At 53.1% G+C, this 24,912-nt stretch carries 17 protein-coding genes; 8 read left to right on the top strand and 9 right to left on the bottom strand.

The genetic code is table 11. The features are described from left to right. The first annotated feature begins 341 nt into the window (after positions 1-341). Together KRAC_RS09085 and KRAC_RS09090 are read left to right on the top strand one after the other, a co-directional pair. On the top strand, positions 342-1,646 hold the full coding sequence (locus KRAC_RS09085; RefSeq protein WP_007906275.1) for a DUF1015 domain-containing protein: 1,305 nt from the start codon (positions 342-344) through the stop codon (positions 1,644-1,646). A gap of 10 nt (positions 1,647-1,656) precedes the next feature. Further along, the gene (locus tag KRAC_RS09090; protein WP_007906276.1) at positions 1,657-2,949 is read left to right on the top strand and encodes an NAD(P)/FAD-dependent oxidoreductase; all 1,293 of its coding nucleotides are present in this window, start codon (positions 1,657-1,659) and stop codon (positions 2,947-2,949) included. 111 nt (positions 2,950-3,060) lie between these two features. Here the strand turns inward: KRAC_RS09090 and KRAC_RS09095 are convergent, their stop codons facing one another. The 3 genes from KRAC_RS09095 to KRAC_RS09105 form a co-directional block, all read right to left on the bottom strand. Next, positions 3,061-4,782 carry a HEAT repeat domain-containing protein gene (locus KRAC_RS09095; RefSeq protein ID WP_007906277.1) on the bottom strand — a complete coding sequence of 574 codons (1,722 nt, stop codon included), beginning with the start codon at positions 4,780-4,782 and terminating at the stop codon, positions 3,061-3,063. A gap of 94 nt (positions 4,783-4,876) precedes the next feature. Continuing rightward, a complete protein-coding gene (locus tag KRAC_RS09100) occupies positions 4,877-5,941 on the bottom strand; it encodes a Vgb family protein (protein WP_169460873.1) in 1,065 nt (354 codons plus the stop codon). Between the two features lie 261 nt (positions 5,942-6,202). Then, positions 6,203-6,790 carry a hypothetical protein gene (locus KRAC_RS09105; protein ID WP_157506362.1) on the bottom strand — a complete coding sequence of 196 codons (588 nt, stop codon included), beginning with the start codon at positions 6,788-6,790 and terminating at the stop codon, positions 6,203-6,205. A 774-nt stretch (positions 6,791-7,564) separates the two neighbouring features. On the opposite strand from KRAC_RS09105, the gene KRAC_RS09110 reads away from it, so the two are divergent. Beyond that, entirely contained in the window at positions 7,565-8,749 is a 1,185-nt protein-coding gene (locus KRAC_RS09110; protein ID WP_007906286.1) for a sigma-70 family RNA polymerase sigma factor, read from the top strand. Between the two features lie 26 nt (positions 8,750-8,775). Here KRAC_RS09110 and KRAC_RS61155 read toward each other — a convergent pair whose 3' ends face one another. After that, complete coding sequence (locus tag KRAC_RS61155; RefSeq protein WP_007906287.1) at positions 8,776-11,610, bottom strand: amino acid permease; 2,835 nt, start codon at positions 11,608-11,610, stop codon at positions 8,776-8,778. Between the two features lie 700 nt (positions 11,611-12,310). Here KRAC_RS61155 and KRAC_RS09120 point away from each other — a divergent pair. Together KRAC_RS09120 and KRAC_RS09125 are read left to right on the top strand one after the other, a co-directional pair. Then, a complete protein-coding gene (locus KRAC_RS09120; RefSeq protein ID WP_007906288.1) occupies positions 12,311-13,717 on the top strand; it encodes a hypothetical protein in 1,407 nt (468 codons plus the stop codon). 250 nt (positions 13,718-13,967) lie between these two features. After that, entirely contained in the window at positions 13,968-14,984 is a 1,017-nt protein-coding gene (locus KRAC_RS09125) for a hypothetical protein (RefSeq protein ID WP_007906289.1), read from the top strand. A 6-nt stretch (positions 14,985-14,990) separates the two neighbouring features. Here KRAC_RS09125 and KRAC_RS09130 read toward each other — a convergent pair whose 3' ends face one another. The 3 genes from KRAC_RS09130 to KRAC_RS09140 form a co-directional block, all read right to left on the bottom strand. Then, complete coding sequence (locus tag KRAC_RS09130; RefSeq protein ID WP_007906290.1) at positions 14,991-16,169, bottom strand: FIST signal transduction protein; 1,179 nt, start codon at positions 16,167-16,169, stop codon at positions 14,991-14,993. 54 nt (positions 16,170-16,223) lie between these two features. After that, positions 16,224-17,390: an FIST signal transduction protein gene (locus KRAC_RS09135; RefSeq protein WP_007906291.1), complete on the bottom strand. Its 1,167-nt coding sequence runs from the start codon at positions 17,388-17,390 to the stop codon at positions 16,224-16,226. A 251-nt stretch (positions 17,391-17,641) separates the two neighbouring features. Then, entirely contained in the window at positions 17,642-18,865 is a 1,224-nt protein-coding gene (locus KRAC_RS09140; protein WP_157506363.1) for a serine/threonine-protein kinase, read from the bottom strand. 330 nt (positions 18,866-19,195) lie between these two features. Between KRAC_RS09140 and KRAC_RS09145 the strand changes: the two genes are divergently transcribed. From KRAC_RS09145 to KRAC_RS09155, 3 genes are all read left to right on the top strand, one after another. Further along, complete coding sequence (locus tag KRAC_RS09145) at positions 19,196-19,420, top strand: DUF3311 domain-containing protein (protein ID WP_007906299.1); 225 nt, start codon at positions 19,196-19,198, stop codon at positions 19,418-19,420. Between the two features lie 85 nt (positions 19,421-19,505). Continuing rightward, on the top strand, positions 19,506-21,119 hold the full coding sequence (mctP, locus tag KRAC_RS09150) for a monocarboxylate uptake permease MctP (protein WP_040443164.1): 1,614 nt from the start codon (positions 19,506-19,508) through the stop codon (positions 21,117-21,119). A gap of 155 nt (positions 21,120-21,274) precedes the next feature. Continuing rightward, positions 21,275-21,802, top strand: coding sequence for a hypothetical protein (locus KRAC_RS09155; RefSeq protein ID WP_007906303.1), 528 nt, complete (start codon positions 21,275-21,277; stop codon positions 21,800-21,802). A gap of 74 nt (positions 21,803-21,876) precedes the next feature. Here the strand turns inward: KRAC_RS09155 and KRAC_RS09160 are convergent, their stop codons facing one another. Next, positions 21,877-22,467, bottom strand: coding sequence for a DUF4352 domain-containing protein (locus tag KRAC_RS09160; protein WP_007906305.1), 591 nt, complete (start codon positions 22,465-22,467; stop codon positions 21,877-21,879). 324 nt (positions 22,468-22,791) lie between these two features. Beyond that, entirely contained in the window at positions 22,792-24,714 is a 1,923-nt protein-coding gene (locus tag KRAC_RS61160; protein ID WP_007906308.1) for a hybrid sensor histidine kinase/response regulator, read from the bottom strand. Positions 24,715-24,912: the final 198 nt, after the last annotated feature.

A 24,912-nucleotide genomic window follows, 5' to 3' on the forward strand; every position in this document is an offset into this window, starting at 1 on the left:
AAGCAATATACTACCATAGCCTCATCCCTCTGTCAAGCCTTTTCTTGAACTTTTTTTCTTATTGTACCAGAAAAGGCTGCATTTCTTCCCGTCGATGGCCCTGTGATACAATGAGCAAGAGATATATTAGCCCAGACAGGGTCAAGAACACCCTCCTGGTACATCTTCAAGGCAGATTGATCACTTTCTACACACCAACATCCATAACTTCTTCCTTTAGGTAGTAAGATCTTATTCCGAAACCCAACGTCACTGGCGTGACTAGCGCTTCCCCCATTCGGGGAACAAGCGCGCTCAGGGTTTCGGAGAAGAAGTAAATAGAGAGATTGGAGATCCGTTTTATGGCTGATGTACGACCGCTGCGTGGACTACGCTATGCACAGGACCGCGTGTCGAACCTGGCTCGCGTGGTTACTCCTCCTTATGACATTATCACTCCAGAGGCACAAGCGCGCTATTATGAGCGTGACCCTTATAATATTATTCGCCTGGAACTAGGCAAGACTACCGATCACGATAATGATCTAGACAATGTCTATACACGTGCGGCGGCCTATCTTTCTGAATGGCGCAACCAGGGTGTGCTCCATATGGAGGAGCAGCCATGCTACTACCTCTATCAGCAACTATTTACTCACGCGGACCAGGTATATACACGTACCAGCCTGCTAGCTCGTGTGCGCCTTGAACCCTGGAGCGCCCGCGTCGTCCTCCCTCATGAGCACACGATGAAAAAGGCCAAAGCTGATCGGCTCAATCTCTACCGCGCATGCGCAACAAACTTGAGTCCGATTATGAGCCTGTTTGAGGATCCACAGGGTCGCATGCGCCGCCTGCTCGCGACCTACGCCGAACATCCTCAGATTCAGTTTCAAGATGAAGAGGGCGTAGAACATCGCCTCCATCCCATTCAAGATCAACAGCATATTGCGCTTATCCAGGATTTCTTCAGTGAGCGTCAACTCTATATAGCGGATGGGCATCATCGCTACGAGACAGCACTGGCATATCGGGACGAACTGAAAGAGCAGCGCAAAGAGCTACACCCTGACGACGCCGCCAATTTCACCTTGATGTCGCTCATCGATGTCGACGATCCAGGCATGCTGGTCCTACCAACTCATCGCCTGCTCACCAACCTGGCGCCCGCGATGCAAGCTCAACTCACCGGAGAGCAGCTCAAGCGCTACTTTACGGTAGAGACGCTGGCTACACGCGCCAGCAAGGACGTGATCGCACACCTGGAGAAGGCCGGGCAGGAGCAACCTGCGTTTGTCATCCTCACTAACGAGCAGGCACTTTTGTTGCGCTTGACGGAGCAAGGCCGCCACTATATGCAAACGAGCGAGCATTCTGAGGCCTGGAAGCGTCTGGATGTCGCGATCGCCCAACGCCTCTTGCTGGAGGAGACGCTGGGGTTACGTGCAGAAGATATGACGGCGGGAACCTATGTGCGCTATTCACATGACGCTAACTACGTCTTTGCCGCCGTAGAAAAGGGAGAGGCGCAAGCCGCTCTGCTCCTCAATAGCACACCCCTGCGACAGGTCTGCGAAGTAGCCCAGGCAGACGATCGTATGCCGCAGAAATCCACCTATCTATATCCCAAGCTCATCACTGGACTAGTGATGAACCCATTATGGTAAGGAGCTGAAGATGATTCTCATCGTCGGTGCTGGTCTGGCAGGACTGACATGCGCGAAAAAGTTGGTAGAGGCTGGACAAGACGTCCTGGTCCTGGAAGCTGCGGACCAGGTTGGGGGGCGCATGCGCACAGATTACCATGAGGATGGCTATCGCCTGGATCGTGGTTTTCAGGTATTGTTTACCGCGTACGCCGCAGCCAGCCGTCACCTCGACTATGAGCGGCTCAAGATCCGCAAGCTTGAGCCGGGCGCCATCCTGGTCAAAAAGGGGAAACGCTATGAAATTTCAGATCCCCTGCGCGATCCCAAGGCTCTGCTCCCTGGCATCTTCAATCCGTTGATCTCGCCAGCCGACAAGGCGCGTATACTCTACCTGCGTAACAAGCTCGTGGGGCAGTCCACCAGCGCCATCTTCGCGGGCGAAGGACAGCCAGAGGGACAGGACGAATCGACTGAGGACTACTTGCGACGCCTGGGCTTCTCGGAGAAGAAGTTTATCCAAAACTTTGCACGTCCTTTCTATGGCGGGATCTTCCTGGATCGCTCACTGCACACCAGCGCACGCATGTTTCAGTTCACATTTAAGACGCTCTCAACAGGGGACATCATTCTCCCCGCCGAAGGCATCCAGCGTATTCCTGAGCAGCTCGCAGCCGCGCTCCCCCCACGAAGCATTCGCTTTAACACACGTGTCGAGGAGTTACTCATCAGCGATAGGCGTATCAATGGCGTACGCCTGAGCAACGGCGAGGAAATTCACGCCGAACAGGTCGTCCTGGCAACCCCCAGCACGGTCACGGCTCGCTGGCTCAAGGAGCCACTACCAACTCAGACAGTCGGGTCAGTCTGCGTCTATTTCGCAGGCGATGAACGTCTCTACTCTCAACGCAAAATCTTGCTGAACGCCAATGAGCACGCCTATGTCAACAACGCCGTCCTCCTGACGAACATTGCACCAACGTACGCCCCACCGCGCAAGCATCTGCTGAGCGCAACCGTTCTGGGCAATCCCGCGGAGGATGATGAGACGCTGGCCGAGCGCTGCCGTGAGGAGATTGCGAGCTGGTTCCCCGAGCGCAATCTCGATCACTGGCAGTTGCTCGCCGTTTATCGTGTCCCTTTCTCTCAATTCGAGCAACCGCCTGGTATCTATGACACACTTCCAGGCAATCGCACACAGATTGAAGGACTCTACCTGGCCGGTGAATATACCAAATCCAGCAGTATTCAGGGCGCCATGCACAGCGGTGAACACGCGGCCCAGGAGCTTCTGAAGACACCCACCCTGGCCTCGGCGCGCTAACATGTAGCGCTTGATTTCTCGCGCCTACGGCGCTGGTACTGGTAGATGATGTGCGATGCCCTGGTTGCCTAAGGCAACCAGGGCATCGCACATCATCTACCAGTACCAGACTTATTCGCCCGGTTCATCGCCAAAGAGGGCTATTGGGAGGGGTCCCGCGCTGCCTGAGCCGAGGGCCTCAACCATCATACGCAGGGGCCCCTGCTCAATCGAGGTCTTCATCAACATCCGCACAAAAGGTTGCTCACGCGCCGGAATGCCCGATGCAGGATGTAGGGCCGCGGCAACCGCGTTCATCAGCCGGGCCTCTTTCTTGCGCTCGGCATAGGCAAAGAGTGCAGCTTGCTTTCTTAGGCGCGTCTCATAAAGGGTCTGCCACTGCTCATCTATCAACTCGTCGATGGCCTCGTTCAGTACCACATCTTCCTGGACCTGCTTCTCCTGCTGTAACTTCTCCTGCTCCTCGCTTGCGCCGCGTCGCTTGCGCTTTGTGGTGGGGGGAAAGAGGAGTTCTTGCGCGCTGTGCGTGCTCCAGTAGCGATTGATATAGGGTTCCAGGCGTGCAACCGGATCAAACATCCAGGAGGCAAACTCGGCAAGCTTATAGAGATCTGCGCCCTTGGCGACAAGGGCACGCGTCTTCTCGTCAAGTGTCAAAGGCTCCGCGACCACCGCGGGCAGGGCCTCCTCTGGTGGAGCCTGCTCTGCATGTTGCGCGTCCTCGTACTCCTCTGGGCGTGCTTCAATCAGGGGGCGCCAGACGTTATAGGCAATGGGAAGCTTATGGCGCAGGCGCTTCGACAGGGCACGGTGCTCTATAATAAGGGCACGACCATACTCAAAGGAGACATGGAAGCTCCCAAAGCCCTGACCCTGCATTTCATTGATAAGCTCTACCCAGCGCTCCAACTCCATATCATCGATGCCATAGCAATCTTTCACGCCCCACTGGTCATGGATAAAGACATTGACGCCCTTGAGCCGTCCATCGGGACGCCGCCATGACAGCAAGACCATCTGACCACCCGAACCATCGATAAAACTGACACGGGCCTGGTAGGGATGCAGATGCTGGAGCGCGACCACATTCCCTTCCATCTCGATATCTGGCGAGACATGCATCATCAAGCGCCCAAGCACGGCCCGCGCCTGTTGTTTGACCTGCCGATTAGAGGTCGTCGACACCAGGTAGTTTAAAGCGGGAATAGTCTGGGTCGCGGCGGTCGCGCCCAACTGCTCCAGGGCTTCAAGCACCGCCAGGACAACCTTCCCCGCCTGGTTTTCCATCAACGGGATCAGCAGTTTTGCGGCTCGTGGATCATTACTGTTACCCAGCCAGTTGATAAAGGCCATTTTGCGTTCAAGCGGCATAGAGGCAACATCTTCCAATACCGACTCCACACCCTTCTCGCTCTGCCCCACCAGCTCTAGCAGATTCATTTGCATGCGCAACATCGCCCCGGCTGGATCATTGAGATATTCCACCAGGCCTTCGTCGGCCATCTCAGAGCCAAGCTCTTTGAGAATCGGTGAGAGCGCCAGTTTGGCCATATCACTGACCGTAGGATCCGTTACAAAGTCCTCAAGCTCTTCCAGGTCGAAGTCTGTCGCCAGTTCAGAGAGAATGAGAATAGCCGCGGTATGCGCGGAGACATCGTGGCTCCGCAGCAGATGCAAGACCTTTTCACGTGCCCCTTGTGTCCATTCTTCATCTAAGCGATCAAAATAATGCGACAAGGTTTCATGATCGATATCTTCACGCCTACTCACAGCAAGCAGAATACTATCGATACTCTCTTGAGGCGTCTCGTGTTTATCCCGACCTCGCGGCATGGAACTCTCCTTACATTTCTTGGGCGGTGTGTGCATCCCCTGTGCTCATCGCAGGCCATTGTACCACTTTGAGGAAGCCAAGTCGAGCGCGCCCCTATGGATGGGTTATGCTCAGAGGCACCGCGAGCAGCTCAAGCCTGTTCGCGAACTCTTCCAGCACACAGAGTGTTTCTCCTCCAATCAGGAGCACGCCATCATGAGGATGGGCATTCGGAGCCAGCTTCAGAAAAGCGAAGTGACCATCTGGTGTACGCACCCCTACCGTTTCTCGCAAAGAATCGGTAAAGTACACCTCTCCACGCGTGCCAATGGCCAGTCCCGAGGTATGAGTCGCCCCCATACCTGGATAGAAATATTCCTTCACCCCCCGATTGGTCCCCGACACTGCCAGCGCAGGGTCCAGGACTCCCAAAGCACTCGCCCAGCCTTCGGTCCACCAGATTTTGCCATCCGAGGCCACGCGTATACTATGCGGCGTGACACCACTCGTAGAGGCTCCCCTTGAGCGAATACGGTACTCGCGTAAGCCCTCCTGTGTGTTGGGGTTGTAACAGGCAATCAAAGCCACGGCATCATTATTCTCTGTAAACCATACCGTGTCATGAACATCAATAGCCAGGCCGTATGGATGACTATCAGGCGCTGGCGTTGCTACCTCTCGCCCCATCTCCCAGGTCTTTGGGTCAAAAGAGCCAATTTTATTGACATAATGCTCGGTAAACCAGATATGCCCCTGACTATCGAGGGCGAGATCCCACGGGCCAGCATCTCTGGTCTTCAGAGACCACTGTTTAAATACCTTCAGCCCGGGATCATACATCCCCAGGGCATTGGTCATAAACATGGTAAACCAGATACGCCCCTGCCGATCCACCACCAGGTTGAGTGGCTGGCTAAAGCCCTGGGGCAACGTCACTGCCTGCTGCCAACGCCTCTCGGCCAGGCTAAAGGCAGTCAACGTTCCGGGCGAGGGATGCACGCAACGTGGAGCGGGATCACACCCTGGAAACGTCACCCATACGTGCCCACTCTGATCAGAAGCGGCACGCCAGGGAAGCGCGGCAGGCGTGGTATATGTACTACGACGTATGGGAGCGGCGCCTGCAGCCCTGTTTTCTGCCTGCCAGGCTAGCCAAAGGGGAACGAGTACCAGGATCAATGCGACCCCTACTATACCATAGCCCCAACCCCAAACACGACGAGAGAGAGATTTCCAACGCGTCCTCATAAAAGTGAAACGACCTTTCCCTACGACTTTACAACATCCCCATCCATGTTTACCAAACAAGCAATCTAGTATACAAGTAGATGGTAAAAATTTCAGCTTTACTTAACCCAAAAAGCATTATAACAAACACATGTTTTTATACCGGCATATACTAATACAAGTGGGACTTTCGCTTTATCAACAACACAAGCTCTAATTCAGTATCAGAGATGTGGATATGGCCAGGTGCAGCCAGCCCACGCTCCACAACACCGCCACAATCAAGGCACCAGTCACAATAGTGAGGAGGAGGGAGCCAAGAAGCCAGAGTAAGAACTCCATGCGTCCTGGATAGAGGAGCCACCAGCGCAACGCGTCGCGCCAGCCAAATTTAAATGGGCCGTTTGCATGTGGCCAGGAGGGCCGAGAGAACAAGAGAGGTTCAGCCTGAGAATCGCGTCTATCACGCCGAGGCTGCATAGCAGTGGCGCTAGTTGCCCGAGCAGGTCTATCGTCTCGAACAGCTTGTGGCGTGGTCCTGGACGATGTAGCAGGGGTAAGGGCTGGGGGCACAGGAGTCTCACGTCTTAAGGCCTGTTTATACACATCTATGTCTAATGTAGGGGGTTCACCGCTTACAGCCGACAACGCAGGTGATGTCTCCGCGAGGATCAGCGAGAGTGCCTGGAGGCTGCTCTCAGTCACAAAAAGAGCGGAGGTCTCGCGCAGCTCAGAAGGCTGCCCCGAGGGGCGAGTAGGGAGACGCGTAATATTCTCAGTAAGCTTGTTCCTTTGTGACATTTGTTGTTCAGGCGCTCGCCGCGGTTGGGCCTCCGTCTGAGGCTGCGCTAAATTTTGGATAGGAGGTTGAGGCGCCTGATGCGCATAGGCAGGGAGAGACCTTGGATGTTTTTTTTTGCGTTGTCCCACGGTAGTTGTCCCCTTCAGCATGCGAACGACTGTTTGTCTGCTCTAGCACAAATAAACGTGGCTCAAGGCTTTTTTCTCATGTAGACAGCAGGTAGGCCTTGCATCGGAGTAAAATAAATCACCAGTTAAACTGTGGATATATCCACAATACCCGTAAATTTTTTCTGGTGTGTTCCGTTGAGATTAAATGCACCATTCCGCTTAAATGGTGGAAATATATACTATTATCAATTAAGCCTCCAGCAGCTTCTAAAGCCCCTTTACATCTATTTTTATAAAAACATTCACACTTTTATATCTTTGTACCTCACTATTGGCACACATCTTGCAACTAAGAGAGATAGGGGGGATGTGTCTAAAAAACTTTTGGACATACTGCCTATTCGGAAACCTGAGCGCGCTTGCCGTGCCACCTGAAGGTGGTCCCCGCGTGTCCCCGCTTGTCCCCGAAGGGGGAAATGGGGGAAGCGCTAGTCACGACAGTGACGCCTCGCCCCCGAATGGGGGTTGGTTTCCGCATAAGAGCATAGGCGATGCAGCCCACACACCAAAACGCAGCCTGAAAAGGACAACGGCTGCTATGATGCATCACCAGTCCCGGTTACCAATTAGTGGAATGGGTTTTGAGGTATAAGGAGTAGGTATATGGTAGCCAGTACACAACGTCAAGAGACTGAATCACTTGTTCATCTCGCTTTTCCCGAGCAAAGTTCTGTGACGGGTGAAGGATTATCCGCCAGTCAGCATACACACCAGGGCACAAGCAAATTAACCACGGAGAGTCGCGGCAAGCGAGGCCGCAAACCTGGACGCCCCTCAACACGCAAGACTTCAGGGCAGAAAGAAGACTCCAGCGAACAAAGCTTCCTCGATGGAGATTCCTCAAATGAGGAGTCAGGTGGACCAACCCGGCGCCGTAGAGGGAAAGCAGCCCAGAACGAAATGCAGGACGATGTCTTCTTCGAAGAGGAAGAAGAGGCTGAAACTGAGGGAGAAAGCGATAGAGAGGTTGACAATGCCATTCGTCAATATTTGGCCGAGATCGGTCGCTTCCCGCTGCTGACATCAGAACAGGAGCTTACTATTGCCTGGCGCGTCGCCAATGGTGATATGGAAGCACAAAAACGCCTGGTCGAAGCCAATTTACGTCTCGTCGTAAGCATCGCAAAACGCTATAATAATCAAGGCATATCGCTCCTCGATCTCATTCAAGAGGGCAATCTCGGCCTTATTCGCGCCGTACAGAAGTTCGACCCTCAACGAGGTTTTCGCTTTAGCACCTATGCCACCTGGTGGATTCGTCAAGCGATCAGTCGCGCAGTCGCCGAGCACACCCGTACAATTCATGTGCCGGTACACGTGGTTGAACTCATCTACAAGATGAAACGCATCACACGGCAGCTTTACCAGGATCTCGGTCGCGACCCCTTCCCCGAAGAAATCGCTCAGGCCATCAATCTAACAAAAGAACGTGTGGTAGAGCTACAAAGTATCGCAGAGGCCCCCATCTCTCTGGATGCCCCACTTATTGAGGATGAACAGTACCATCTCGCTGATATGCTTGAGGATACGCATGCGGCCGCTCCAGCTGAAGTCGTCACGCACCAGGTACTACGCGATCATATTTCGCGCGCCCTTGAAACACTGAGCCAGCGTGAACGCCAGGTTATCGAGCTTCGGTATGGACTCTATGATGGTTACTGCCATACACTCGAAGAGTTAAGCGCGTACTTTAAGCTGACGCGCGAGCGTATCCGACAGATAGAAGTCAAGGCGTTGCGCACGCTACGCCACCCCATCCAGATCCATATGCTACACGATTACGCTTAAGATCTTCCTCGCGAGAGGGGAGGGAGCTAGGTGCTCTCTCCCCTCTCTTGCTTCTGCTGACTACTGACCGCTTCACTCATCCGTACGTGTTGTAAATAGGCCTCAGTCTCGCGTTGCGATAACACCTCTAGAAACGCCCGTACCACAATGGGATCAAATTGTGCTCCCATACACTGTACCAGTTCACTACACGCCTCATCGACTCGCTTTGGCGTATGATAAGGGCGCACAGAGGTCATCGTGTCATAGGCATCCACCACGCTGAGAATGCGTGCCATGAGAGGGATTTCCTCTCGCTCCAGCCCATCTGGATACCCGGTGCCATCCCAACGCTCATGGTGCGCACCAATAATCGACGCCACCAGAGAAAAGCTTCCCCCTGTCTGCGCCATAATGGCTCTGCCAATGACCGGGTGTTGCCTCATTTTTCTCCATTCAGACCTGTCTAGAGGCTCCTTTTTAAAGAGAATCTCGTTAGGGACAGCAATCTTGCCCACATCATGGAGCATGGCCGCCACGCGCAGGTGCGCGATATCCTCTTCGCGACAATGTAACCGTCTGGCGACGGCTTCAGCCAGCACAGCCAGGCGCTGCCCATGCCAATATATTGGCTCGTTATGGACTTTTAACATGGTCAGTAAAGCCTGAAGAGCCATTTCCTCCGCATCTGACTTCTGCCCTCCATCCCATTTTGCAATCTGTACCCTCTCACCCTGGTCCACGATACAGACACAATTACGTCCACTGCTCTTGGCCCGGTACATGGCCCTATCAGCCTGGGCAATTAACTCTTGTAGCCTGGTCCCGTGCAATGGATAGACAGCTACACCTATACTCACCGTCATCCGCAAGCAAATGGGGACAGACTCCCTCTCCTGCCGCCAGAGAAAAGGCTCCTTCATTATCTCCATGCGCAGCCGTTCAGCAACCTCGCGCATATGGGAGAGATCACGCACCCACAACAGCGCGACAAACTCCTCTCCCCCATACCTCCCTACGATTCCTCCATCCCCCACCACCCGCGCCAGGCGCGCGCCAACCTCATGCAAAAGAAAATCGCCAACCAGGTGTCCATACTGATCATTCACATGCTTGAAGTGATCAAGATCAATAAAAAAGAGCGCATAACGTTCTCTCTGCTTACTATGGTACGCAAACGCCGCATCCAGGCGAATCATCAATGCGCGATGATTAGATAAACCCGTCACGGCATCGGTAATCGCTAGCAACCGTTGCTCATGATAGAGCTGGTCGCGCTCCTGGAGAAGCTTTTGTTGAGAGAGAGCAAGACATTCATGCTCATGGTAGGAGGCTTGCAATTGTTGCCGTAACCGCCTCTCGCTCATGATTAATCTCTTCAAGTCCGCCAGGTGACGCCCTTGGTAGGGAACCTCAATGCAGAGCCAGCTGACAATCAAAAATATCAGCGACCAGAGACCAACGTAACACATCCATTTTGGCGTAGCTATCAGGTCAGGTATCCATGAGTGACTCAGGGTAGAGAGCACACCATACACCGCCAGCAGTAATCCTACCAGGGAGACTCCTAAAAGCGACCACCTTGTATACCCTCTCTGCATAGCTCTCCCTTCATAGCTCTCCTTGTGCTGGCACCTTTGCTCCACCTTGAGCATGGACCGTGCGACAAGAAAAAACAGTTGTGCGGTAGGAAGCAACCAGAGAATTGTGGCAATAGCTTCAGCGATGATATAGATACGTAAGCCAGGAACAGGCGCGGCAGGAACCAAAACAAAATGTGGTACAAGACCATATATAAACAACAGAAATACAAGGGTCACAAGTGCCTGAACCATGATTCCATAACGCGGTACGCCAAAACGATCCAGGGAGAGCAGCTTTTGTGGCAACAGCCCCTGCCGAGCCATGAATATAAACACTCGAGCCGCTAACAAGAGACAAACAGCCGCAATTACAGCCTGGCTCACGATGAGCACGCTCAGGGTAACCCACCCCGCCCATTCGCCTAAACAGATCGTAAATATCAGGAGAAAACTTCCTACCTCTCCCGCAAATCTGGGTGGCACAATCAGCAGCAATCCCAGGTTCGCCAGCGTGTATGCAATAGCCAGGCCAAGTATCCCCCACCAGATAAAGTGACAGGCACGTCGCTGCTGTATGACGCCTCCCTTTACCTCGTCCATCAACAGGAAAGGCGTCTCGATCCCTAATAACGTCCAGATAATCATGCCAAAGACCCCTTCATTGGGAAGATGTGGCACACGATTCTGCCAGGCGATATGCTCCAGCGCAGGCGTGTGGCCAGTTCCAACCCACCAGATGCCAAGTAGCCCCGCGCTAATAAACATCCCTGTATAGAGCGCACCAACCAGCAGCAAGATATGCTTTAGATAGCGCATAGGAATACAGGCCAGGCTCGTAGCCATAACAAGGCCCACCATTCCTCCCCAAAGAACAGCGTTTATATTGGGGATAAGGTCACCGTTGACAGCATAGAGGAAAAGGAGAGCACTTTGAAATGTAGGAAAAATAAACAAAATGCAACAAATCCAGATGCACAGTCCAGCTAAGCGGCCCCACTGCTGATTGGCAAGTTGCGAGATCCAGGCGAAATGTCCACCAGCCAGAGAAACATTGTGCCCCAGCCAGAAAAGGATATAGGCATAACAGAGAATAAAGACCCATCCCAGCAGCCAGAAGACGCCACCAGCAGCCAGTACCAGGCGCAGTCCATTAAAACTTGAAACCACCAGTACTACGAGCATGAGAACAGCAAGTAAATGCCTGGCGTGGAGTTCTTTGGGGGGCCCAACCTCGTACGGTTGTCCTCCCTTGTGCCTGCTGGTCGTAATAATACTCTCAAGCCGATGTTTTACAGCCATAAGCGGTTCCTGCCTCAAGGTTTCAGCAGGTGCTCAGGAGGATGTGCAATCTCGTGATAACACTTTCCACATCTTCCCACACCCAGAATCGAGGGTTCGCTACAAGAAGCCTGGGATCACATCTCTAGTCCTCTTCAAGAAAGACGCCTGACATTTGCTATTAGTATACAGGCAGGCATTAAACCATACACATATGCACAAATATCTGCCCCATTGCATGCATCCACCTGATCACTCCAGGCTTTCCCTCTTTCTTAACCACGAAATCATCCACTCGCAGCACTCTTCTTGTATCCAATTTTAGCAACTTTATATATCTTTTCTTCAGCTCTTACACTTATAATATTTAAACACTGATATTCACCCATTCATGTTTTTTATAGTACATTTTAGCTGACAGCTTGACGCTTCTCCCTCTTAATACATACACTATAACCACGAGGTTTGCGCTAACTGCCTCTATTTTCTTAGTTTTGCTCGGTTTTTGTTCATTGCTCGCCCAGGGGCGCTGTTTTTATTTTTTATCTTGCTTGTTTTATCTCTTTTTCTATTCTCTTGCACAATATAGGCCAGTGGATAGGCGGATGGTACAGTCATACACAATGCATGGGGAACTCGCTATACCATCTGAGCGCAATGAGAGGCTGTCCAAGCTATTTTGTGTGTATTTGCTATTATTTAAGCCGGGAGGCTCGAAACTGTGAAAAAGCGTCACTATGGGAATGCCCAGTGGACATTGCGGACGATGGCTCTCTGCTTTATCCTGTTTTTCGCTGTGATTGGTGCCATTGCTTCTGTCTCTCAATCAACCGCAGGGGCGGCATATACTAGTTTCATGGATTCCACACTTACGACTACTACGGACACACCAACCCCAACCCCTGGCGTTACCGCTACCGTTACCGCCATCACCACTGCTACTGCCGTACCCACCAAGGTTCCAACGAAGGTCCCCACTCAGCAGCCTCAGCCTCAGCCGACGCTTCCGCCACCATTACTGCCTCCGCCTCCTGTGCAGGCGACGGCGACCCCTACCGCCCAGGCAACCGCGACGGCCACAGCGATGCCTACGGCCCAGGCCACTCAGCCTGATAGCCCTACACCTACCGCTGCCGCCCAGCCAGCAACCACGAGTAATCACAATGACAAGGGCGGTGACAATGGCACCTCTATGCTTCTCCCCATTGGGGGAGGAATCGGCTTTATGGTGATTATCGGGGCCTCGGTTGTGTCTATCCTCCTCATGAAACGCAAGCAGGATCAAAAAGCAGGTCTGGCCCAGCAGATGCCACGCAATGTTCCCTGGATTGATCCTCAGGAAGGCAATGTGGTCTTTGGACCCATGTCCAGTACACCTGCCAGCCCGGCGGTAAATAATATTCTGCAAAATATCTTTGCTGAGCCAAATGGTGCAGCCTTCTCCAATAATGCCTCCGGAATGCAGCAGCCGGGATTTATGTCATCCATGGTTCCACCCACTCAGCCACGGCTTTATCCCAATAATGGTCCCATGCCAGAGATGGTGCCACCCACCCAGCCACGCGTCAATCCAAACAGTGGCTTCATTCCCGCGATGCCAACCAGAATCGATCCCGCCATTCCTACCCCTGGCGGCACAGGGAACACCAACGCGTTTGCGACGATAGCGATGTCCAATACAGAGGGCACACAACCGCGCTTAGCGGCCATGTCGGCTGGGGCTTCCCCTTCAGGAGCCTACCCCACCGTCACGATGGATGGCGTCAATGGAACGGGACCATACCCTGTTGTCCCGCCAACTGGCCCGCAGACGGTGGCGCCTTCGCAGCCCCTGGCTTCCCTCCAACATCCAGGACAAGTTGCTGGCGCACAACAGCCTCAGATGCATACCTATAATGTCGCTGGCAATTTCCAGCCGCTCCCAATGGATCTGCCTCCTGAGCTCAAGGCGAGCCTGGAAAACCAGCAACGGCCACCTAAGCCATCCCAGGGTCCCCTCTCCTTCTCAGGGCTTCAGGATGATCCTTTCCTGGAGGAGATGATGCAACAGGCACAGATGGGCATCTTCGTCATGCCCAACCAGGACAAGACAAACGACAACAACGCAGGGCAAGACGCGAAGGCATAAATCCGTCTGTTTCAGTACCCGTGTAGCCATTACTAACAGCCCATACACTTGGCAAAAAGGAGGTTACACGGGTACTATGTATCTCAGGTATAAGTATTGACTGGCACGCAGCTTCTATGGAAGCTGCGGTTAGCATGCATTTGATCGTCAGCAAGGCCGCTCCTAGTAACCAGATCGTATTTCCAAGTGTTTACGCATACTTCCCTCATCACTGTAGCTATTTAGCGTTGTAGTTAACGAGAGAGAGTTTATGATCGTACGTATACAAGGTTTCGCCTGGGAGGTCTATACGGGGCGTGTTATGCCAGCCTTTGCTCGCTGGCTTGTCGATGGCGATGATACCCACACCTACCACTTGTTTGAGCAAACGCGTTGCGCGCAAGAAGAACTATTTGTGCCGCAGCCCATGCGCCAGTTGCGCACCTGGACGCGCGCTAAAGCCTTTGCTCAGGGTCTTCCTCGTGGCCCACATACACATCAAGAATACGCGCTTCTCTGCGATCCAGGGCAATTTACGCCGCTAAGCGACCGCTATGTTCAGACGCATCCCCCTCAGCTCTATCAAGACTCCGAGGCCCTCCGCACCGTCTGGGGAGCGCTGGTCCAACAATTCTGTCTCCCCTGGTACATGTCGCCAGAGTTTGAGATGACACCAGAGCTTGCTTCCCCGGTCAATACGAGCGAAGCCTTACCACCTATGGAGAGCAGTGAGCTCATCTCACTCCTACAATCCGCTGGTCTGAACGATCTCATCGACAGCCTTCATCAAAGCACGCCGTGGAAGACACCGTCTCAGCCACCACATGAACACCTGCCAGAAGAGGTATTGCATAGGCTCCTCGCGGATGACAACGTAGATGTACCGAGCAATGGCGTCATAATTGGGCGCCTCCCAACAACACTGCACCTGCGTGGCTGGTTGGCATCTCACGCTGTGCGCGCGATGGCGCTCTTTGAGTTCCTGGCCTGTGGACGCCGCGCTATGCCCTTTGGCTACCAGGCTGGTGATCCCTATGGCAACTATATCGGCTACCTGACACCGACTGAAACGGCCCTCCTGGCCTCCAGTCTGGAGGATATCTCTATTCCTGATCCTCACGAGGCTGAGACCGACTATCATACCTTCTTGCAGGAACGGCAGTTAAGCACAAGCAAACGCACTTCGCGCCTAATCGACGAGGTTCAGCCAGCCTATGCCGGCGTCTTTGTGGATGCTATTCGTATCGCGACCCAGCAACAACTCGGGCTGATCTGTAGCATTGGCTAGCCATGACTACCGAGGAAAAATGCAGATGAGTGGGGCATGGCGCTGAAAAGCACCATACTGCCCATGCACACGCGCATATTGCCCGCGTGTACTACACCCCCCATATGGTGTTGAACCTAGAGCACGCTGGACAGCGTCAAGCTCCAGGCGAAAATCATTCGTGCCCTGTGGCCGATAGCCTTCGCCTTCAAAGAAAAGCGCGGCCCCTGGTTCGTAGCCATGCATATACTGGAGGGCGCTGCGCGTCATCTTTTCAGTGGCCTCAACGACTACAGAGGCTGGTGCTCTCATAAACTGTACAAGCCCCTGGAGGGGAACCGGCTCCAGAAACGTGACCGAGCCATCGGCAAGCGTGTAAGCGCACGGCATACAGATATGCTGCCCCATACCAGTGTCAATACCGAGTGGAGTGTTGAGCAGAAAGCGCATAATCTCTTCATCATTAGCTGCGTTCCAGGCAAGACCTTGCGCCTCAGCCTGACGCCTATACAGGCTGAGTGGAGCTACATCATCAATACTCAACACAGTATTATCGCGTATCTTTGTAACTAGCATTGGGGCGCCGACAGGACTCCAGGCCGGAAAGGATGCGAGGCCAATTGGCCTGGACGAAAGGATCTCCAGGGCAACCACGCCTTCCCTGAGCGCTTCCGTCTCATACAAGACCGCCATATGATGACGCGTGTTCATACCTGCATACATACCCAGGAGCTGATGTGAGCCATGTGTGAGGCGCAAAAGGCGGGACAGTAGAGCATCAAGCTTACCCGCCTCACCGCTTCCAAAGAGAAGGAGCGTCCGCTGCATGGTAGGATGCTTATCAGCGCTTGAGAGGGAGGCAACCAGACCTTCAGCAGCCTGAGCCACATCCTCCCTCGCATTCCTGGCTATAGTGGCCTGAAACAGCATCTCGTGAGAGCGGATAGCCAGTGCACTGGCCATGTCCCCTCCCTGAACATAGCTTGTAAACGCGCCCATGGAGGTACAACCGATGAGTATATCAGGCCGACATGTCTGTTTCAAGGCATGGAGAAAGACCTGCTGCTCATAATGAGGAGAGAGAAAAAGGATGACCACATCTGGTCCAGCGCTTAAGCCCTCGCGTATTTGCCAGCCCAGTGCTCGTCCCGCCAGGCGACTATCCTCAATACTGGTTGAGACAATCACATACTCATTCGAAGCCATAGCACCGGAAGCATCCCTTCTCGCTCTTTTCCACAGCCACGCTTAATATGGCCTTTAGGCAGGCAGGATACACACCACCGCGTTACAATTATGGAAGCCGCTAAACTGTCCCTGACCAGAGACGACCTGTCCATGGGTGTTGCATCCCACAAACCCGGGGGCCCCCACAATATGTTGCACCGCGTGTAGCTCCTCATTGAACTCGTCGCCCATGCGCAAGCGGGTCACGACACAGTCAAAAAAGAGCGTCATCCCCGGCTCACAGGCGTGCATCTGGCGCAACGCCATTTGAGCAGCCTGTGATGCAGCATCTACAGCGGCCTCTAACACGCCACTCATGATCGAGACAATCGCCCCCTCTGGCACCTCTGTGGCACAGGTGAATGATCCATCAGCATGTACCGCCAGGGGCGCACGTAATTTGTATAGGCCAAGCCCTGCATCTATCCCTAAAACATTATGCAAGAAAAAAGGCACAGGATTGGCAGGATCCAGCGCCTGGCCAGTGGCCTGGGCATACTCCTGGAATACGTCAAGCGCGGGTCGACCGTCCAGGCTGATAAGGCGCAAGCCATCGGCCCTGGTCACCAGCATCGGCTCGGTAACAGGATGCCAGCCATGGTGCGAGCCGATCCCGACCGGTTTTTTGGAGAGGATCTCCAGGGCAACGGCAGCGTCGTCGTAGATTTCCGTGCCAAAGAAGACCGGCGTTCGCGCAAAGCGTGCATTATCGCCAGCGCCGCCTCCAAAGATATGAAACGTTCCATCTGTTTGCTGGGAGATCGAGGCGATCAGGTCTTCGGCGCCCCCTGAGAGAATATCCGTGAGCAGTAAAGCTGTGCGATAGAGTGCACGCGGCATCTCAGGATAGCGGAATGCGGAGACAATAGTGCGCCCCGCCTGTGTATAGTCCTTGCTAAGCTCGCGCCCCAGCCCCACGGAGAAAAATAGCTCATCTGAACGTATCGCCAGCGCACAGGCCAGTCCCTCGCTCAGCACCTCACCGGTAAACTCACCCGCTGAAGAACATCCAAGCATCTGCTCAGGCTGGCAGGTTCGCTGCAACGCAGATAATATCGCTTGTTGGTCGCTATCAGGTGAAATAAAAATGATGACGACATCTGGAGTCCCGCCAAGCTTCTCCAGAAGAGTGGCCCCCAGGGCTGTCCCCGCCGCATCCCCCTCACGCAAGTCGCTATACGCGACGGCAAATTTAGTCATCGTGTCTCCTCCTGATATACTCTGCTCTTGCCTAAAGCAACTAACATCCTCCAACACAAGATATATATATCGAGATTTGCCGTCATCATAATATCATTCAATGTTTAACAATGTCAATCTCTTTTTATTCAGTACTACTCATATTTGGATATGCAGACATCTCTTGCATGCTTGCTGCTAGCATCAGAAGCGACAGAAATGGACGCTGACTGCTTCTCGAGCAGGTCAGCGCCCATAGCCAGGACCAATACTTACCCTTGTATTTCGCCTTCAACAGCCTCCAGGGCCTCAACCAGGCTGAAGACCGATTCATAGCGCTCATGGGGATCTAGAGCAAGCGCTTTGAGTAGAATTTGCTCCAGCGACGCGCTCAACTCCTCACGCCAGAACCGGGGCGGAATCAGCTCTAAACCCTCATAGCGCTCCAGATTCTCCACTGCCCGCAGAGGCAAAGCTTGCTTCTCGTCAGGCCAGAAAGTTTGTGAGGCTTGCAGGCGGCGCATAGCAGCAATGGGGGCCACACGTGTTACGAGCATATAGAGCATGGCCCCTAGCGCGTATACATCCGTGCGCTCGTCCGAGAGACCATAAAGCAATTCAGGTGCCAGAAAGGCATTCTGCTTCGAGCCACGTGCCAGGGGAAAAGTCTGCCGATACGTTTCATAGGCCTCCTCTTCAGGCAACCTATCCCAGAAGCGCGGAGCCGGTGGCCAGCACATTAACAACAACGGCGCCCAGGATGCCAGCCCCTGCTTATCAACGAGCAGCGTCTCTGGCGCGATTTCTCCTAAAATAATCCCCATCCGGTGCAGGCGCGCAATCATGCGCCCCAGTTGTACACCCCACTGCACGACCCTGGCGATACTAAGCCACTCCGGCCAGGGCTTCCCATCGAGCAAATCATCGAGTATTGTAGGCTCGATATCCTTTCCCGCTTTCCTGCTCTGCAATTGCAGCACCAGGTAGAGCCGGCCACGTTCAAAGAGCACGCGATCCTTCTCATTGGCCAACCTGGCCGAACCCAGACCAATCGGCTCGATAAATTCTTCAACGCCAGCCGTTTCAATACAGGCCTGCCGATGCGCGTCCAGTCCCGTCAAGATGATCTCGCGAATAGCGACCAGTGGCGCAGTTGACATCTCCGGCTTCCTACACATCCGGCGCCATTTGCACGCCAACCAGCGAAACACAGAAGATACGCCACCGCGTTTCCAATGTCGTCCTACTGCTCTCCCCAGATAAAGATTCAAGCGAGGGCGCGAGTATAGGCGCCGCTCAACACGATAGCGCCCCCCGAGAATAACTTCTCCCACTTCGAGAGGAAAATTCTGCTCAAGGGGGCTTAACGAGGAAAACATGGTCTCCTGGCAAGCCAGTTCTTGCGTCACTCTGCGCGTAACCCGGTCCGCCGTCTCTAACTCATCACTATAATCGAACAGTTCTTCGGCTATATGCTCTTGCATTTTTTTACTCACTTAAAAATACCCCTCCTCCACCTTAAATTTATCCTTTGAAACCTATTGTACCCTTTCACGCAAATACTACAAAATCCGCTCTTCATCTTGCTTTATTGGATTGACATTTATAAAAAAATACCGTACGATTTAGGCTAAGATAGTTTCTATATTTGGCTTTCACCAGTATGGCATGATCTGCTTCATGCCCCTTTTTATTAAACACTATGCCTGGAAACTATGTATAGAACTATTTTGCAGCCCCATAGTATTGGCAGCAGAACTCCAGCTTTCCTTTTGCGTTTCAACAATGATGTTCGTGGTCGCTACCACACAGAAGGAGCAACAACTATGGAGACTCATCCACAAAGGCAAGGCCATCGCTGGCTCCGCCTCCTCCTGATCATTCCATTTCTTGGCCTGCTCTTCCCCGGCTTCTACAATTTTCGTGAGCCAACATTCCTGGATTTCCCTTTCTTCTACTGGTACCAGTTACTCTGGATTTTTCTCACAGCTATCATCACCGCCTCCGTGTACTTCCTGGAAGGCTTCCTGACCTCCAGAGGACGCTCATAGCTGCTCGTCAGGAGCGCAAGCACGCCTTTATGCTGTTCGTCGATCAATGACACCGTTGTCTTTTGAGAAAGGGTACAGTAAGCTTATGCGCTGGGATGCAATTGCCGTCTTTATCTTTTTCTTCCTGCTCGTCACTGTACTGGGTTTTGTGGCCGCGCGCTGGCGCCGCGGAGATCTAAACCAGATTCACGAATGGGGCCTGGCTGGCCGCCGCTTTGGTACGGTGATTACCTGGTTCCTGCTTGGCGGCGACCTCTATACCGCCTATACCTTTATCGCGGTTCCCGCGGCACTGTACGGGGCTGGCGCCCTCTCAGGATGGTTCGCAGTTCCCTATACCGTCCTGGTCTACCCCTTTATTTACGTCATCATGCCACGCTTCTGGTCAGTATGCAAAAAGCATAACTATGTGACTGCCGCGGACTTTGTTCGCGGACGCTTCGGCAGCAGATGGCTGGCCCTGGCCATTGCCTTTACCGGTATTCTGGCGACCATGCCCTATATTGCACTGCAAATGTTTGGCATTCAGGTCTCCCTGGAGGCAATTGGCTTTCCTACTGTCATTCCCATCTTTGGCGTCGATGTAGATCTTCCGCTGATTGTGGCGTTCCTTATCCTGGCCGCCTATACCTATTCCAGTGGCCTGCGCGCACCAGCCATGATCGCGCTGGTCAAAGATGTCATGATCTTCATCGTGCTCTTCGCCACGATCATCTATATCCCCTACAAACTGGGTGGCTTCTCCAAGATCTTCGATGCCGCACATATGAAGACGCTGGCCGCGGCCACAACCGCGAAGGCGAAGGGGACCGCTCCGGCCTTTAATGACCTCCTGGGATCTAATCAGTACCTGGCGTATGCAACCCTGGCACTGGGTTCAGCCCTGGCACTCTTCCTCTATCCCCATTCCTTAACCAGTATTCTCAGTAGCAACAGCGTGAAAGTCATTAAGCGCAATGTGTCGCTGCTCCCAATCTACTCCCTGATGCTGGGCTTGCTAGCGTTGCTCGGCTATATGGCCATCGCGGCAAAAGTTAAGCCACTGGCGGACTTAGGCAATAATGGCTCCATTCCAGCCTTGATTAATGCTTTCTTCCCTTCCTGGTTCTCCGGCTTTGCCTTTGCGGCTATCGCAATTGGCGCCCTGGTGCCTGCCGCGGTCATGTCTATTGCCGCCGCCAATCTCTTCACGCGCAACATTTACATTGAGTTCTTCCATCGCAATGCAAATGAGACGCAAGAGACCAACGTGGCCAAGATGACCTCTTTCCTTATCAAATTTGGCGCACTGCTCTTTATTGTGTTCCTGGATAAGAGCATCGTTATCAACTTCCAGCTCCTGGGTGGAGTTTGGATACTGCAAACCCTGCCCGCCGTCTTTTTCGGATTGTATACACGCTGGTTCAACCGCTGGGCCTTGCTGATCGGCTGGCTGGTAGGTATGGTCTTTGGCACCTGGACCGTCTTCAGCAACAATATTAAGTCGACCGCCCCGATCGATTTCTGGTTTATCCATGTTCCCGCGGTCTATGCCGCCATCAGTGGCGTCATTCTGAACCTGGTGCTGGCAGTCATTCTTACGCCTGTCTTCGAGATGATTGGCGCCGGACGTGGTGCAGACATCACCCAACCAGAAGACTACGCAGAGGCCACGGCTCCGGTAGAGCCACCGGAGATTGGGCAGGAGGCGCTGGGCTAGATCCAGAACCACCCACTCATTTTCCCCAGCCTGTTATGAAGAGAAAGCGTAGGAGCCAGAAGACACCCGGTCCCTGGCTCCTACGCTTTCTCTTCACCTTGTGATATAACTAGGTTAAATCAATGTTTATAAGATTCTGGTAAGGTATTTTCTCTATGTTTTCAGAAGATGATTTCGAGACAATCGCGCACGAAACCGGCAGCGATGACTTACTATCAGAAGATGACCTGCGCCTGCCCGAGGGGGCGAATGTTCTTGTGCGTGTACATGCAGTCCGTGCCTGGTTGACCCGGCGTAAGCACGATGCAGATCGTGCTATCGGCCAGGTGGCGCTGGCACTCCAAATGCTGATGCAGGATAAGCCAGAGTCCAGCCACCCTCGGCGCCGCCGCGTTCAGCCAACCGCCCCCTACACGCGCGTGCTTGAACTTCAGCAAGAACTCCAGGCGGCGCAAGATCGCCTGCAAGCCTATACAGAGACGGAAGAGCTCTTTGAAGACTACCTCGCCCATACTACCAGCAACGACCGGGTACTCGTCGAATACTACCTGGCCATCGACAATCTCTGCCTTGAGCAGACACAAGCGCCTCAGGAAGCAGAAGGCAGCCAGGCGATACGCCAGCAGGTCTTTGAAGATGTTCTCCATCGCCTGGAGCGCGTGACCGCTCCTGAAAGCGATTAAAAAATCGTTGTGGGCAGCGATGATGGACTGGCGAAGCCAGTCCATCATCGCTGCCCACAACGAGTACCACCAATCTACTTGTTGCTAAACGAAAGGCTCTTATCCTCAATCAAAAGGGTCAGGTCGGAGAGCGTCACCGGGCTGGAAACGCCGAAATCAAACGAGCCATTCTGGTAGGTTCCTGGGACAAGAGTAGGCGAGGCAGAGATGAAGCTTGGGGCGACGGTTGTGCCATCAGCCAGTTTCAGGTGCAGCACTTTATCATACTGCGGACCACTTACTTGCTTGCCGACGTTTTTGATCGTCACATAGACACGCACAGTATAGTTGCCAGCCTTCTTCTTGACATCGGAGAAGCCGGTCGCCTGTTGCACCTGGTTCACCGTAACCTGCGTGTCATTTACAGTCACTGATTTATTCAACTGGATTGAGTCGACAAGGCCCGTTGCCGTTGGCGTGGGAGTCAGCTGTGTATCAATAGCGTTGCTCTGCGCATCGTTCGCCCGCGGCAAGTGGCTATAAGACATGCATCCAAAGATACCAACGACCATGAGGGCCGAAACCCAGATCAGGGTGACCCATTTCCCGCGCTCATTTGGCGAATGTGTGACGGTCTCCCCCTCTTCAGGCTGCTGTGACTGTACTTTTTTATCTGTCTGTGTCATTGTATATGTGAACTCCCTGGTGCTGCGTCAAATTTAGTACATCTGTTGCTAAATCACTTGACATATTTAGCTTTTTCTTGTTACGCTTCTCCTGCCCTACAGACAGGATGCAGAAAGTGACGGCCATGCTAGCTATCTACTCGTTCGATCCGTTCGAGGATACTGCAAATATTATAGCAAAGCCAGTGCAAGCCTGCTAAGGGTCCTAGTAATTAGATGTGATACATGGTAACGCGGGTTGGCAGCTACTGGCTGCCAACCCGCGTTACCATGTATCACCCTGAAAAATTGGGCCTGACAGAGGCAATGTCGTTGCTGGAGCGATTACTGAACCAGGATCTCACGGACCTTGGCCGCCAGGTCATCCAGGTCAAAGGGCTTCTGTAAGAAGACAAAGCCTTTGTCAAGCACAAAGTTCTGGCTGATCTGGTTGGCATGATAGCCACTCACAAACAAGAAATGTGTCTCGGCACTCATGGCGTGAATATAATCATAGAGTTCTTTCCCCTTCATCTTGGGGGTGACCAGGTCGGAGATCACCAGGGCAATGGAGTCCTTGTACTTCTCAAAGAGCTGCAAACCCTCCACTCCGTCGCGCGCACTCATGACCGTATACCCATAATCCCCTAACGCCTCCTCCATCAAGTAGCGCAAGTCAGGATCATCCTCAACGACCAAAATGGTCTCGTCACCACCACGTACCTCTTGAGCTTCTTCACTCGCGCCCTGTAGGTAAGGCAAGGGGAGTGTGTGCATGACATCAACGGCTGGGAGATAGATATTAAAGGCCGTGCCTTTCCCCACCTGGCTATCAACTGAGATGTAGCCATTATGCTGCCCTACAATTCCATGCACCATCGAGAGACCTAGCCCCGTCCCTTTCCCGACCTCTTTTGTGGTAAAGAAGGGTTCAAAGATGCGACTACGCGTTTGCTCATCCATGCCTATGCCCGTATCCTGCACCGTCAAAAGCACATAGGCCTCGGCTGGCATCTCGCCGTGACCGATGCGCTCCGCCTCTTCATGACCCACATTGCGCGTGCGAATAGTTAGCCTGCCCCCTTCAGCCATGGCGTCACGTGCGTTAATACATAAATTCATGACAACCTGCTCAATCTGGGCGTAGTCGACATGAACGGTATGCAGTTCCGGATCAGGGACAAACATGATATCAATATGGTCGGCCAAAACCTTGCCGAGAAATTCCAGCAGATTCTTCACGACTTTATTGAGATCAACATCCGTTGGCTCAAGCACCTGGCGGCGTGAGAAGGCCAGCAGTTGCTGAGTCATTTTCGCCGCGCCTGTCGCAATTTCATGGATATGGGCCAGGTTATTATAGAGGGGATGGCTGGTCGAAATACGCGAAAGCCCACGACTGGAATAGCCAAGGATACTACCTAACATGTTGTTGAAATCGTGCGCGATGCCGCTCACTAGCAAGCCAACGCTCTCCAGTTTTTGGGCTTGCTGTAACTGACCAGCCAGGCGATGCCGCTCAGTGTTATCAAAAAAGTAGCCGGTAAATTCTTTAAGCTTGCCCTGTGTATCAAAGGAGCCAACGACATTCGCCACGATATAGACCGGGCTACCATCTCGACGCAACAGCTCTAACTCACTATACTCCAGGCGTTTCTCCTGGCTCAGTTGCTGCACAAAACTGGCATACTTTTCAGGTTCGCCATAGAGCGTGCTCAAGTTCGCCTCAAGCGCCTGCTCCACGGAAGCAAAGCCAAAGATGCGGGCAAAGGCGGGATTGCAGGTTAGTAGTTTTCCCTCAGGCGTGACCGCAAAGACTCCGGTTAGTCCTTGCTCAAAAATCTCGCGATAGAGCTCTTCGGAGAGTTGTAACTGGGAGATGGCTTCTTCATATTGCTTGCGCAGACGCGTCTTTTCCAGGCTCTCACGTACGGCAATGGGAAGCCGGTCCAGGTGCTTTTTGAGAACGTAGTTATTTACTCCGGCCCGCAACGCCTCAACCGCCACCTCCTCACTACCTGTTCCCGTAAACATTACCACGGGCACGTCAGGATAAAGCTTCTTGACCCGTTCAAAGATCTGTAATCCGTTTGCCCAGTTCAGCTGATAATCAGTTAAAACAAAATCAGCCTGAGCCTGGGCAAAAACGGCCTCCAATTCGGTCGGTCGCCCTACCTGAGTAAATTCGGCGTCATGAAACTCTTTTTGCAGCTGCCGAATAATCAGTTCGCGATCCGCTGCATTATCGTCAATAATGAGAAACCTCACAGATCAACTCCAAGCAATGTACCAACTCGCTCAAAAAATACTTTTCATGTCTATGCCAATACGCAAAGCACTCTTCGCTGTAACTCTCTTGTACATGGAAAACAACTCAACCACACCCCTTAGACATTACACTTTTCTTAACTACTTTTCGTTTCAGAGACAGGCCCCAGCTGTGGTATAAAAGAAGGATTGATGGAA

The organism is Ktedonobacter racemifer DSM 44963 (genome assembly GCF_000178855.1).
Taxonomy (GTDB): domain Bacteria; phylum Chloroflexota; class Ktedonobacteria; order Ktedonobacterales; family Ktedonobacteraceae; genus Ktedonobacter; species Ktedonobacter racemifer.